This is a genomic window from Methanolapillus africanus, assembly GCF_032714475.1.
Taxonomy (GTDB): domain Archaea; phylum Halobacteriota; class Methanosarcinia; order Methanosarcinales; family Methanosarcinaceae; genus Methanolapillus; species Methanolapillus africanus.
This window is the reverse complement of record NZ_JAWDKD010000008.1, coordinates 129,531-143,657: the sequence shown is the minus strand read 5'-3', so window position 1 is coordinate 143,657 and position 14,127 is coordinate 129,531. Positions and strand designations below refer to the sequence as shown.

Annotated in this window: 10 protein-coding genes; 5 read left to right on the top strand and 5 right to left on the bottom strand. The window is 46.2% G+C overall.

Translation table 11 applies throughout. From position 1 onward, the window contains the following. Positions 1-154 precede the first annotated feature (154 nt). From rpiA to MsAg5_RS02445, 3 genes are all read right to left on the bottom strand, one after another. Positions 155-874 carry a ribose-5-phosphate isomerase RpiA gene (rpiA, locus tag MsAg5_RS02455; protein ID WP_338099032.1) on the bottom strand — a complete coding sequence of 240 codons (720 nt, stop codon included), beginning with the start codon at positions 872-874 and terminating at the stop codon, positions 155-157. A gap of 40 nt (positions 875-914) precedes the next feature. Beyond that, positions 915-2,255, bottom strand: a complete 1,341-nt coding sequence (aspS, locus tag MsAg5_RS02450; protein WP_338099031.1) for an aspartate--tRNA(Asn) ligase — start codon at positions 2,253-2,255, stop codon at positions 915-917. 459 nt (positions 2,256-2,714) lie between these two features. Continuing rightward, a complete protein-coding gene (locus MsAg5_RS02445) occupies positions 2,715-3,659 on the bottom strand; it encodes a TIGR00269 family protein (RefSeq protein WP_338099030.1) in 945 nt (314 codons plus the stop codon). A gap of 181 nt (positions 3,660-3,840) precedes the next feature. Between MsAg5_RS02445 and MsAg5_RS02440 the strand changes: the two genes are divergently transcribed. Beyond that, on the top strand, positions 3,841-5,481 hold the full coding sequence (locus MsAg5_RS02440) for a tripartite tricarboxylate transporter permease (RefSeq protein ID WP_338099029.1): 1,641 nt from the start codon (positions 3,841-3,843) through the stop codon (positions 5,479-5,481). 227 nt (positions 5,482-5,708) lie between these two features. Further along, a complete protein-coding gene (yciH, locus tag MsAg5_RS02435; protein WP_338099028.1) occupies positions 5,709-6,017 on the top strand; it encodes a stress response translation initiation inhibitor YciH in 309 nt (102 codons plus the stop codon). 507 nt (positions 6,018-6,524) lie between these two features. Here yciH and MsAg5_RS02430 read toward each other — a convergent pair. Beyond that, complete coding sequence (locus MsAg5_RS02430; protein ID WP_338099027.1) at positions 6,525-7,790, bottom strand: Nre family DNA repair protein; 1,266 nt, start codon at positions 7,788-7,790, stop codon at positions 6,525-6,527. A gap of 155 nt (positions 7,791-7,945) precedes the next feature. Then, on the bottom strand, positions 7,946-9,415 hold the full coding sequence (locus MsAg5_RS02425) for a DHH family phosphoesterase (RefSeq protein ID WP_338099026.1): 1,470 nt from the start codon (positions 9,413-9,415) through the stop codon (positions 7,946-7,948). 342 nt (positions 9,416-9,757) lie between these two features. On the opposite strand from MsAg5_RS02425, the gene MsAg5_RS02420 reads away from it, so the two are divergent. From MsAg5_RS02420 to MsAg5_RS02410, 3 genes are all read left to right on the top strand, one after another. Continuing rightward, positions 9,758-11,632 carry an NAD(P)H-hydrate dehydratase gene (locus MsAg5_RS02420; RefSeq protein WP_338099025.1) on the top strand — a complete coding sequence of 625 codons (1,875 nt, stop codon included), beginning with the start codon at positions 9,758-9,760 and terminating at the stop codon, positions 11,630-11,632. A 158-nt stretch (positions 11,633-11,790) separates the two neighbouring features. Continuing rightward, complete coding sequence (locus MsAg5_RS02415; protein WP_338099024.1) at positions 11,791-12,915, top strand: acyltransferase family protein; 1,125 nt, start codon at positions 11,791-11,793, stop codon at positions 12,913-12,915. A 285-nt stretch (positions 12,916-13,200) separates the two neighbouring features. Further along, a complete protein-coding gene (locus MsAg5_RS02410) occupies positions 13,201-14,055 on the top strand; it encodes a ribose-phosphate diphosphokinase (protein WP_338099023.1) in 855 nt (284 codons plus the stop codon). Positions 14,056-14,127: the final 72 nt, after the last annotated feature.

Below are 14,127 nucleotides of genomic sequence, written 5' to 3'. Positions count from 1 at the left end.
TGGCTGACACCAAGTCTTGAAAAGGTTTCAATTCGAATGCGTTCATTCAATGTGAGATGACTATATTTTTTATACTCGGAGATGGTTTGGTTCACGGGTGTTACTTCCTTTGGGCAAAAATAGGAAGATAAACACCCACTTCTATTTTTCGGAATTATGCACTTCTCCGTTGAATGCAGGTTTTCAAAATTTCAATGCTGCCATCACTTTTTCCGATGACGACTTCATCGACGTTCATAAAAAGACCGTGTTCGACGACGCCCGGAATTTGTGAAATCTTTGCCGCCAATTCTTTCGGATTTTTAATTTCACCGAAATCGCAGTCGATCACAAAGTTGCCGTTGTCGGTAATGACCGGGCCGTCTTTTTTGGCCGCGGCGCGCACGACAGGCTTTCCGCCGAGCGCTTTGAGGCCTTTGACGGCAATTTCTTTTCCAAACGGCATGACTTCGACCGGCACCGCCACAGACAAAACGTCCGCTTTCTTTTTCGGGTCGGACACAATCACAAAGCGTTTCGCCGACATCGACACGATTTTTTCACGCGTGTGCGCGGCGCCGCCGCCTTTGATCGCGATCAAATCTTTGTCAAATTGGTCTGCGCCGTCAATCGCAATCGTCAGCTCGGGCGTTTGCGCGAGCGTTGAGAGCGGCACGCCGGCTTCAATGGCGATCGCTTCCGATTGGAACGACGTCACGACGCTGACAATATTGAGGTTTTCTTCCCGAATGCGGCGGCCGAGTTCTTTAATGGTGTATGCGACGGTCGAGCCGGTTCCGAGACCGACTTTGTCGCCGTTTTTGACCAGCGACGCCGCATAAATGCCGGCGGATTTCTTTTCCGGCGATTCCTGAGCTTGATTTCTGTCCGACATGATTCTGCCTTTTCTTTTCTGTTTTATGATTCCTTTTTGCTTACGGGGAAAGTCTTCTTCTGTCCCGCGGGAACAATACAGCTTCACGAACGTTGTCGAGTTCGAGCATGGTCATGACCAAGCGCTCGCAGCCGACGCCGAATCCGCCGTGCGGCGGCATACCGAATTGGAACGGCTTGAGGTAGAATTCAAAGCTGTCGACGTTGAGTCCTTTGGCGCGGATTTGGTCGCAGAGCACATCATAGAGGTGCGCGCGCTGGGCGCCGGAGGAGAGTTCCATGGTGCGGTGCATCATGTCGAAACTGTTGGAGATTTCCGGGCGCTCGGCATTGGGCATCGCGTAAAACGGTTTGGTTTTGGTCGGCCAGGCGGTGATGAAGTAGTGGGATTCGCCGGTTTTGTTGAAGACGTATTCGCCGAAAAGATGTTCGGCTTGCGTGCCGATGTCGTCGCCAAAGACCATTTTGGTTTCGATTTCCGGAATTTCGTTGTTGATGATGTCGAGGACTTCTTCGTATTCGTATTTTTTAAACGGCAATGCCGGGATTTTGAGGTCGACGCCCAAAACTTCAAGGCTCTTGGCGCATTTTTCGGCGACATCCGTGTAAACCCGGACAATCATTTCTTCCAAAATTTCCATGACGTCTTCGTGGTCGGCAAAGCTCATTTCGATATCGATTGAGGTCGCCTCGTTGAGGTGCTTTCTTGTGTCGTGTTCTTCCGCGCGGAAAATCGGTCCGATTTCAAAAACGCGGTCAAATCCGGAGGACATCAACATTTGTTTGAAGAGCTGCGGGCTTTGGTTGAGGAACGCTTCACGGTCAAAATAGCTGATCGGGAAAAGGTCGGTTCCGCCTTCCGTTGCGGCCGCCACGATTTTCGGGGTGCAGGTTTCCATGAATTTGTTTTCATACAAAAATTCGCGGATGGATTTTTGCACTTGGCTGCGGATGAGGAAGACCGCGGTGGATTCTTCGCGGCGCAGGTCAATGAAACGGTTGTCAAGGCGCGTGTCAAGTTCGGCGTCGACTTTTCCGGTCGTGTCCATCGGGAGCGGAGACGCGGCTTCATTGATGAGTGTGATGGTTGTCGGAATGATTTCATAGCCGTTGGGCGCTTTGGCTTCGGCTTTGACGGTTCCGACGACGGAAATCACCGATTCGCGGGATTGGCGTTTGGCGTCGTCCAAAAGCTGCGCGTCGGTTTTTTTCTTCACCATCGTGATTTGAGCACGGCCGGAGCGGTCGCGCAAAACGATGAAACAAATGCCGCCAAGGTCGCGGATTTCATGAACCCAGCCGGAAAGGACGACTGTTTTTCCGTCGTCTGTCGCCGGGTTAATTTCGGAAACGAAATGCGTTCTGAGGTTTTTTAAAGACATAATGTCACCTGATACGTTATACGGTTAAAATTAAAAATAACACTCAAATAAAGATTAAATCAGTCTAAAATTTATATTTAAATTGACCTAAATGAATGGATAAAAGTGAATTCAATTAATTAAATGTAATGATTCGGGATGAATTGTCAACGTCGAAAGTCAACGTCGAAAAAATGGTAAATATAAATAAAATGAACACGTTGAAGTTGAAAAATTGAATTAAATGATTATTAGAACCAAAAATTGAAATGTGAGACAAAATGGAGATTGAGCAGTATTACCATCTGATTGATTTTGTGAAGTTTCAGCACATTCTGCTGATTGTGATCATCTTGCTGCTGGCGTATCTTTACATTTTTGTCCTTTAATTAGTTTTCTTTATTTTTCTTTTTTGCCGATGCCGCCGCGCGCGTTATGGCACTCATTTTTGACGATTTGGCAAAAACCGTACCCGATTTTTTAAATACTCTTCTCAAGCATTTTACAGGCTTGGCAAATCGAATCGTTGCACGGCTCCCCGCAAATTTCACAATTTCGGATGTCGGAAACTTCAAGTCCGGCCGCTAAAAGCGGTACCATGTTGTCAAAACCGCGCACAAGCGAATATTTGGTTCCCGGATGGTTGACTTCAAAACCGTTGAGCATGCGGCGGACTTCTTTTCGAAGCGCGCCAAAAGAGTGTGGACAAGAGGTGAGTTCCATCGGCAAATCGTGCAGGTAAGCGTAAAGCGCGATTTCTTTTTCCGGAACTTTGCGCAGCGGTTTCACACGGACAATAAATCCGTCGAGTTCGCTGGCGGCTGAGAAACGGACCATTCGTTCGACGTCGCCGCGGAAGTGGTTGAGCATGACGGTTTGCGCTTCGTCGTCCAAATTGTGGCCGATGACGAGTTTGGTCGCGCCGATGTCGCGGGCGACGACGTTGAGAATCTTTTTCCGGAGAACGCCGCAATAGCTGCAGGCGCCGAGTTCTTTTTTATCGTCGCCGAAATGGTTTTCCAGAAGCTTTTTTTCCGACGTGATGTCGTCCATCGTTTTGCCGTATTCGTCGCGGAAGGATTTGACAATATGTTCGACGCCGAGGCGCTCGGTCAACTCTTTGGCGCGCGCGATGGATTCGTCGCGGTAGCCGGCGATGCCTTCGTCGATCGTAATTGCGACGATCCGAATGTCCGGTCGGTTGCCGAAAATTTTGTGCATCAACAAGAGAGCGACCGAACTGTCTTTGCCGCCGCTGAGCGCGACCGCAATCACGTCGTTCTTTTTAATCGGATAGCGCTGCCGGAGCGTCAGTTTGGCTTTGCGTTCCAAATCTTCATAAAAATGCTTTTCACAAAGGTGAAGCCCGGAATACGGCTGATAAATGATGGACGGTGTGCTGCATTTTTTACATTTGATGGTCATGTTCGATCTCATCTGTTGGAAATTGGAATGTTGGAATAATTAGAAATTGGAAATTGAAAATATTAAAATGGTTGATTTTCATTCAACCGATTTTTATTTTAATCGGCTTGGTTGAACGATTTTGATTTTTGAATTTGAGCGCCTTTTTCACATTTAAACTTTTTGATTTTAAAATTTTCCGATGGTTTATATTCGTGCGCCGTTTTTTTGGATTATGATTTCCGGAGCCTTTCCCGATTTGTTTTCCTCTTTCTCTCCGATATTCGGCCTTTTGTTGTGCATGATCTTCGGCTGGATTTTCGGATTTTTTTCGGGATTGGTTCCCGGAATTCATACCAACAATTTTGCCATTCTTCTGGCAAGCGCGGCGCCCGTTCTTTATGTTTTCGGCTTGTCGCCGATTGCGGTTTGCGTCATCATTTTGTCGTGTGCCGTCTCGCACACGTTTCACAACATCATTCCCGCGATCTTTTTAGGCGCGCCCGGGGAAGATACGGCGCTTCTCGTTTTGCCCGGCCACCGTCTTTTGCTTGACGGCAAAGGACCGGCGGCCGTCCGTTTGTCGGCGATGGGAAGTGCGGGCGCGGTCTTGTCGTCGCTCATTGTGATGATTCCGATTACGTTTTTCTTTTACATCGCTTATCCGCATCTACAGCCGTATATGGGGTTTGTTTTGCTTCTCGTAACGGCTTTGATGATTTTTTCCGAAAACGGATTTCAAAAAAGGATTGCAGCGATTTTTGTCTTTTTGGCGGCCGGCTTTCTCGGCGTCATCGCCTTTCATTTTGAAGATATGGACATGATGGCGTCTCCGCTTTCCATCTTATCAAATTCCGGCGCCTCCGTCCTGATGCCGCTTTTGTCCGGGCTTTTCGGCGCCTCGCAAATGATTGTCAGTTTTTTGACGGAATCGGCGATTCCCGAGACGAAAAAATCCGTTGAAACGTTTCCGCAAAACAAGTTCGTCAAAAGCGTTTTGAGCGGAACGGTCACCGGCGCGCTGGTGGCTTGGATTCCCGGTGTTTCGTCTTCCGTTGCTGCTATTTTGTCCGGATTTTTTATCGGCAACGGAAATAGAAATGAAGAGACTGAATTGGAAACAGATTTGGAAATAATGTTGGAACCAGACACCGAAATTGAAACAGAACTGCAAGCTGAAACTGAAATTGAAACAGAGTGGGAAACTGAAATTGAAACAGAGTGGGAAACTGAACTGAAAACAGAATCGGAAACTGAATTGGAAACTGAAATTGAAACAAAAACTGAAGCAGAAACGGTCTCTCAAGATCTTGGATTTTTTGAAAAAAACGCATACATTGACGCCAAAGAAGAAGATGAAAACAACGCCAAGGAATTTATTGTCACCATTTCCGCCATCAACACCGCCAATGCCATCTTCGGGCTTTTGGCGTTCTTCATCATCGGAAAGACGCGCAGCGGCGCCGTCGTTTCGATGAGTCAAATCTTAAACGCCGCGGGGATTTCGATGAATGAAAAAGTGTTTGAGGCCGGCAATTTGGAGCTTTTCTTTTTGTTTTACATCACAATCATTATTGCCGGCTTTTTATCTTACTTTTCAACAATTCGGGCCGGAAACGCGGCGACCGATGTTTTGAGAAAAATTGATTACAAAAAGGCGTCTGCCGCAGTGATCGTTTTGTTGTCGGTTTTGGTGGTTTTGTTCACCGGATTTTACGGGGCGGTTGTATTTATGGCGGCGACATTGATCGGATTTTTGCCGATCGTATTGAAAGTTAAAAAATCAAATTTGATGGGCGTGATTTTGTTTCCTGTCATGCTTTATTTTTTTGGGCTTCGGTAATATGAATAATCTGAAAAGAGAATGGAAAAAATGGGGAGTAGGGAAGGGAAAAGAAAAAGAAACACCATTAAACTTTAATATCAAATTGGCGAATGATTATATCGGAATTATTGATGATTATAATTCCGAATGTAATGCTTAAAATATAAAAAATTTAAAACAACAAATTTATTAATTGACAAAGTCATCGTTAAAACATACCCGAAAGAGGGAGGATTTACTGAGAAATGAGTGCAGGAATGTGTCCGGTTTGCGGTTTGCCCGAAGAATTGTGTATTTGTGAAGAAGTTGCAAAAGAGCAGCAACGCATTACCGTGAAGGTGAATCGGAGAAGATATGGTAAAGAAGTCACCATCGTAGAAGGTCTTGACCCGAGCGAAATTGACGTTCATGACCTTGCAACGTACCTTAAATCGAAATTCGCGTGCGGCGGAACAATCCGCGAGAGCACCATTGAACTTCAAGGCAATCATATCGGACGCATGAAAGAAGTGCTCATGCAGCGCGGTTTTTCCGCGGATCAAATTAAGGATTAATGAAAATTAATCTTTTCACTTTTTTCTTTTTACTTTCCGTTCGTGTTTCTGTTTTTAGATTTCAGTTTGCACCTACAGGTGACTGTTTTTAAATTTCAGTTTGCATCAACAGGTGACTGTTTTTAAATTTCAGTTTGCATCAACAGGTGACTGTTTTTAGATTTCAGTTTGCATCTTTTGTTTCTAACAATACAGTTTTTTCTTGTTCCGTTTTGCACCTTCTGTTTCTTAACAATACAGTCTTTTCTTGTTCCGTTTTTCAGCAACATGTTCCAACAATACAGTTGCATCCTTGCTCAGTTTTGCATTTGTTGCGACTGATTGTACCTTCCCATCCTGCGATATCCGCTTAAACAGACGCCAAAGGCGTCTGTTTAAGCGGGGTGGTTTGCACGGAACAAAAATAGAAAATAGCTTCTGCTTTTCGTTCAAACTCAAAACAAAAAAGCATCGCCATAACGCGCGCGCCCGCTGCCTGCCAAAAAAAGAAAAAGAATCCAACCGAACTCAAAAAGAATCCAGCCGCATCTGAACAGCCCGATTATGCAAAAGTTTCGTCGCCGCTTCCCATTGAACTCTGGGCGTCAAAATTCGTTTTTCCATGTCGGCGAGCGCGTCTTCCTTTGTTTCAAAAACAACTTTGTTTTGAACGGCAACGCGGGCGGCTTCCCGGACCACCCAGACGCCCAGCGGCGCCCAATAATTCTGATTGATTTCCCGAACGGCAAAAATAAACGCTTGACGCTTAATGGAATCCAAATATTCGAGGATGGCCAGCCGTGCCGCATAATAGCCGCCGGTCAAGTTCGAATACTCTTTCTTGCCGTAAAAGTCCTCATGGTCCTGTGCAATGTACGTGCTGCCGCCGTTCCAAACCGATTGCGACATCCAAATTTCCAGGATTTCAAATGAAAAGCTGCCGGGAAGCAGCATGATCTCAAAGCGGTTGCCGAAAATTTCGCCCGACAGGAGAGTGATTTCACGAACGTGCGGATAATCCTTGATTCGCTGAATCAAATCTTTGCCGGACATATCGTCAACGGCGGTGATCGACCAGCGCGTCGGAACGAGGCGCCGGTCGCGGCCGAGAAGGCCGATCGACATGAGGCGTGTGATTTGTTCGTGGGAAACGTTGCTTGCGTAAAGCTCCAAAATCGCATCTTTGGACAGCGCGTCCGTGTCGTAGACGAGGCGGTCGACGGCGTTGGGCACTTTCGGGTTTTCCGTGATTTGGAAATCTTTGACTTGTCCCGACGGCCCCATCGGCATCATCATGCTGTCAAATTTTAAATCCGCGACAACCGGCTTTTTAAACCACGCTTCCGTGTCAATCGGGCGCTTGGACAGCGCCAATTCTTGTGCTTTCATCAAGAGCGGGTTGTCTGTTTTGGCATCGGACGGCTTAAACGTCGTGTTCGCGCGCACCAAAGCGGTCCGCATCGCAATCACGTCCTGCATCCGCAGGTCATGCCATTCTCGTGAGTCTTCCAACAGGCCCGGATTTTTCTGAACTTTTTCCCGCAAAACGGCGGACGCTTCGCTGATTTCCAGCTCCGGCAAATCCAAAGACGGCGGAATCAGCGGGCCGGTCGACAAACTCGGATAGTTGTAACTGCCGACAAAAACAGATGGCGGGGACGGCCCGAAAACGCTGGTCGTGTTGCCCATCGATTTGGCCACTTTCGTGTTGCTCTTAAAACGCTCCAAAATCGGACAGAACGGCCGGCCGCAAAGACCTTTTCCCTTACAGTTGACGCAAGTTCCTTCAGCCATATCAACCTGAAAATAGAATATTGAAATGAATAGAATATTGAAATGAATTGATAAATAAATGAATAATAAATCTCAAAAACGGATAATAAAAGTAAAGCAAGCGATGTGAAAGTAAAGTGAGAACATGAAATTAATAAAATGATGAATAAATATTTTTACTCATCATCGTCTTCGCTTTCAAGACCCATCGCCGTCAGGAACCGTTTGACAACGGATTCTTCCACAAGCTTTTGAAGCGTGTGTTTGTCCTTGGCGGAACTGAAAACGCCCAGCGAAATCTTTGCGCCGGCCGCTGTCGGGTGACCGCCTGCGTTTTCGCCGAACGCCTGGCGCATCACGTCGCCCAAATGGACGCGGATGTCATCGTTTCTGGCCGACACGTAAATGCTGTCGTCCATAATTCCGAAAATAACGGTCGTCGAAATGCCTTCCATCGTGAGCAAATAGTCTGCCGCTTGCGGCAGTGCGTCGCGGTTGCGGATGGTGCCGACGTTGGATAAAAGACAGGTGCTGACGACTTCACGGTTGCGAATCGCTTCACCCAAAACGTCTAAGGTTTCAACCGACGTGGACGGCGTTTCGACTTGCGTCAAAAGATCGTGGTCGGACAACGGGTGCAGGAACGACGCGGCGGCAAAATCGGCCGACGTCGTGTTGCGCCGGAAATCGTTCGTGTCGGTGCGGATGCCGTAAAGAAGCGCAGCGGCAAGCTCTTTGGAAACGGTGATGTCCATCTGCTGGAGATATTTGGTTAAAATCGTTGCCGATGAACCGACATTTGTCCGGATGTCCATAAATTCGGCATTCGGCTCCGTTTCGCCGTGAGGGTGGTGGTCAATGATGATCCCGATACTTTTGTTGATCGGAACGGAATTGTTCACGCCCGGAATCGAACAGTCGATCATGGCGAGTTTGTCGTATTTGTCAAAACTTTCCGGACCGGAAATTTTGATCATTTGAATATCGAGAAGATTGATAAACGCTTTATTTTCGTGGTGGCCGACTTTGCCGTCGTAAAGAATTTCGGCGCTGATGTCAAACTTTTTGGTAATTTCCATGAGCGCGTAACTGCTGGAAATCGCGTCCGGATCAGGGTTGTCATGCATCACGATACCCAGTTTCATGCCGCGGTGTTCTTCAAGCCAGGACGCCAAACGGTTGCCCGTGTGTTTTGTTTCCATCATGTCCAAATATTCGGTGATGGTTCCTGAGACGATTTTGGGCGGAACGAACACATAATGAGCGCCGGCCGCAATCATCTCTTCCCGTTTGAGGCCGTCGGACGCGCGCGCGACCACGCGGACGTTATCGGGGACAAGCGGCTTAAAGTTGGCAATCGCTTTTGCGTTGGCGTTGTCGTTGGAACTGAGCGCCGCAATACAAATCAAATTTTTAAAATCAATCACGTTGACAAGTTCCGGATCGGAAATGTCGTACAAAAGAGCGTTAAACCCTTCCTGGCGGAGCGTTTCAACGCGGGCTTTATCCAAATCGATAATCATAATTTCTTTGTCATTTTTCCGCAAGTCTTTCGCGACCGCAAAACCAATGATCCCGCCGCCCAATATCAAATAATCCGGCTTCGATTTTTTAACACTGTCAACGTTTTTCGGAGCTTGAGCCATTGTAACTCACCTTTCCTGTCTATGAATCATTAAAATAATTCACCTAAATTTAAAACCTAAAATTAAAACCTAAATCTATAATATTATTGTCAATCAGACTTATTTTATATAAATCAAATTCAATAAATGTGATACCTAAATTTTGCCGTCTTCTATTTAAATCCATTTATTCCGTCGGCATTATTTTGCGGAATCGGATATTTTTCGGATATTTTTCAACTTATCTTTCCGATAGATTGGCGTTGTGTCCCAAAATTTATTATTTCGAAAAAACAGTTCAAATACATAGACATGCCATTTATGATTCAAATATATTTTTGATGATTCGCAAGGAGTCCGAGAATGTTGCCAGAAGTGATCACCGCATCCGATATGAAAGCCGTCGACAAAAACGCCGCCTTTTGGGGCATGAGTCCGGTGCAGTTAATGGAAAACGCCGGCGCGGCCGTATCTGCCGTTATTGCCGATCACTTGCGCGCTTCCGGTTCAAAAAAATCAAAATCGAAGTCAAAATCAGGCTCAAACTTAAATTCAGATTCAAACGCCGAATCCGTTCTTCTTTCCGGCAAAAGCCGGGTTTTATTTTTTGCCGGCCTCGGCAACAACGGCGGAGATACGTTTGTCGCCGCCCGCCACCTCGCCGGAAACAAAATCCCGTCAACCGTCATTTTATTAGGGGAAAAATCCGGCATCAAAACCGAAGAGTCGGCTCAGAACTATGCGATTCTTCAAAAAGAAAAATACGTTTCATTGTTTGAAATAAAATCGGAATCAGAATTGGACGCTTTCTTTGAAACGATGGCATCCGAGATGGCAGCGACATCCGCAGAATTGAACAGTTTGCCGGCCGTTATTGTTGACGGCATTTTCGGAACCGGATTTTCGGGAACTGTCAAAGGACTCGAGAAAAAGGCGATCGAACGCATCAATTTGCTCAAAGCGGAAAATCCGGCTCTTTTCGTTTTGTCGGTCGACATTCCGTCCGGTCTGGATCCGGTTGCCGGCCTCAACGATTCGGACGAAAAAACAATCGTGGTTGCCGATACCACCGTCACGTTTCACAAAATGAAAACGTTTTTGGAAACGGTCGAGTCCGCTCTGTTTTCCGGAGAAGTCGTCATCCAACCGATCGGCATTCCATCGCCGGCCGAAGATTATTTCGGACCGGGTGATTTGGGAAATCTGTATTCCCGAAACGCAAAAAGCCATAAAGGCGACAGCGGAAAAGTGTTGATCATCGGCGGCGGTCCTTACACGGGCGCGCCGGCGCTGTCGGGAATGGCGGCGCTGAGAACGGGCGCCGACATTGTGACGGTTGCCGTTCCGGCGGCTGCTTATGAAGCTGTTGCGTCGTTTTCTCCAAACTTGATTGTCAAAAAATTGTCGGGAAATGTTGTCTGTGAAGACGATGTGCCGCAGCTGACAGATCTGATTTTGGCGCACGATTCCGTTGTGTTCGGTCCCGGAATCGGTACCGATCCGAAAACAGTTGCAGCAATTGCAAAGTTGTTGCCGCTTTGCCGGAAAATTGTGCTGGACGCGGACGCATTGCAGCCGGACACGTTGGCTGCAGTCCAAAAGCTGACGCAGAAATCCAAAAATGAAACGGAAGTTATTTTAACGCCCCATCACGGTGAATTCGCGAGAATCTTATCGTTTTTGAAAATCAAACCGGAAACGGACGCGGGTGCTGTTTCTGATGCTGATGCTGATTCCTCGGAAACGATCTCGAAAGTTTGTTCAAAACTCGGCGCCACCATTCTTTTAAAAGGGCCGGGAGACCTAATTGCAAACGGCAAACTGTTTCGGAAAAATGCCACCGGAAACCCGGGCATGTCGGTCGGCGGGACCGGCGACGTGCTGTCGGGAATTGTCGGCGGCTTTTTCTCAAAAAACGGCGCGTTCGAATCGGCCGGATGCGGGGCTTTTGTTTGCGGGTGCGCCGGCGACGCAGCGTTTGAAAAATTCGGAAATTCATTGCTGGCAACGGACGTCGTTGGTGAAATTGTCCATGTGTTTTGTTTGTACGACCCGAAGCGAGCCGGAAAAATAAACCCGAAGGTGAAGGCTGAACTCGAAAGTAACGAAACTCGTTCGGATTCTGAAATTGAAGATGGTGTTCCCAATTCGGAAGATGCCGTTTCCAAAAAAGTTCATTCTGAGGCGGATGATGAACGAAAATTTAAACTGATGGAAATTATGAAAAAAATTAAGTAATCCCATAGGCTGATATGGAATATTTATTTTTAATTTTCTCCTTTCATATTGAGTTTGAGATTGAATTTCTCCTTTCATATTGAATTTGAGATTGAAATTTACTGATTAAACCAAATATCATATCATAACATTAAAAGTAAAATGAATTGGGTAAAACGATGTCTGAAATAGTATCTGTTAAAAAAACAGCAAGTGTCGAATGGCTCCGGATTATATGCGCCATGGTTGTGGTGATGTTTCACTTTGAAGGATTATATTTCGGCGGGCATCGGTATTTTACCCATTTCGCCATCGTGGTGGACTTTTTCTTCCTTTTAAGCGGTTTCTTGCTTATGAAAGACGCTGTTAAACCCCGGAAAAAACTGCTTTCTTTGGGCGATTCCCTCACGGAAACATACCAATTCGTGCTTCACAAAATCAAAGGGTTCTACCTGCCTTACCTGCTGGCTTTTGTGATGGTTTTTATATTAACGGCCGTCGTCATGGCGCCGGCCGGCATAGATGCGGTTCTTGAACGGCTCTTTCATTTTAAATGGGAAGCATTATTGCTGCAGCTGGCCGGTTTCACGCCGGATCCATCCTTTAACAGCGATTACTTGGTGGGTTCCGCCTGGTATTTATCGGCCATGATTATCGCCATGATCCCCGTTTATTATCTCGCCGTTTATTATCAAAAGCCTTACGTGAACGTCATCTCTCCCCTTTCCGTCCTTTTGATTTACTGTTATATAATGCAGAACTTTGGAACAATGGATGTCGGCAACGAAGTGATGGTTTGCGTCATGAGCGGCGTGCTGAGGGGTTTTGCGGGGCTGAGTTTGGGATGTATTTGTTTTGCGGTTTACATCAAACTCAAAGAAAACAGCTGGAGCAAAAAGGCGGTCACGACGGCTTCCATCCTTGAAATATTGTGTTATTTGGCTTTGCCGTGTGTGGTCTTGTTCCGAAATTATATTGAAAGTCCGGACATGTTGTTTTGGATCTTTCTGTTGGCCGCTTTGGTGGTTTTAAACTTTAGCGGCAATACGCCCATATCAAAGCTTCTGAATACGCGTTGGACGTCTCTTGCATTTTATTTGGGCAAACTGAGTCTGTACATTTACCTGTTTCATTGGTTTTTCGTTTTGCTGTTCTCGAATTATTTCGAAGGACTCGGTTATTGGCAGGGGCAAATCCTGTACTGTGTGATCGTTATATTGTTCAGCATGGGCATGATGTATATTTTTGAAAACTTAATGCACCGTTCAAAACAAAAAGAAAGCCGGCCGCAAAAAACCGAATGACAAAAATAAAGTCGGCTGCAAAAAGTTGAATGACAAGAATTTGGGGATGAAATTTCATCCGTTTTTATCCGGTTCTCTGAACCATCCGTTTTGTAAGAAAAGGTTTTTATGAAATGGGTTGGTTCAGTATACCGTTTTTAGACTGTTATTTTTAAAAAATAAACTATTTATCTTCAAAATATCTCAACAATTTATTTTTAAAATATCTTCAAAATAATATCTTCAAATTTTGTTCTTAATCATGTCCATCTTAACAATCTATGAGTCAATTCACGAGGTTTTACATTGAAAATAATCGGTGGTCCGTCCTCTCAAACCCTTGCCTGCCGCGTTGCGGCTCAACTGAATATCCTTCCGACCGTTACGAATTTTGAACGTTTCCCGGACAATGAGCATTATATTAAAATTCTGGACGACGTTGCGGGCGAGGATGTCGTTCTCATCCAAAGCACAACGACCGACTCCGATTTGATTGCGCTCCTTCAATTGATCGACGCCTGCGCCGCGGCAAAATCCATCCGCGTCGTCATTCCGTATTTCGGATACGCGCGCCAGGATCAAATTTTCAAAGCCGGCGAAGCGGTTAGCGCCCGGGCAATGGCCAGAACCATTCAGGGCGTCGACTCGGTTTGGACTATCAATCTTCACAAAAAATACACGCTTGAACACTTTACGTGTCCGGCGGAAGATTTGGACGTGTCCCCGCTCATCGGCAAATATTTGTCGGAATTAAATCTGGCCCGCCCGCTTTTGGTGGCGCCGGACAAAGGCGTTGAACAAATGGTGCGCACCATGGCGCAAGGTCTGGCTCTTGAATGCGACGTCTTTGACAAAACACGTCTGTCCGGCGACACTGTTGTGATCCAAGACAAAAAAATGGATATCGCCGGCCGCGACATTATTTTGATGGACGACATGATCGCCACCGGCGGCACGATGGCCGAATCGGTGAAATTGCTGCGGTCCAACGGCGCCCGGGACATTTATGTGGCGTGCGTTCACCCGGTTTTGACCAGAAACGCTGTTTTAAGACTGGCGAACGCCGGCGTCAAAGATATTATCGCAACGGACACGCTTGAAAAAATCCAAAGCGCTGTCAGTGTCGCGCCGATTATTGCCGACAAATTGAAAAATATTTAATTTAACTCAAAATAATTTACTGATCTGTTTATTATTTTGATTATTTCTTTTCTTTTTCTTTTTCTATTTTCT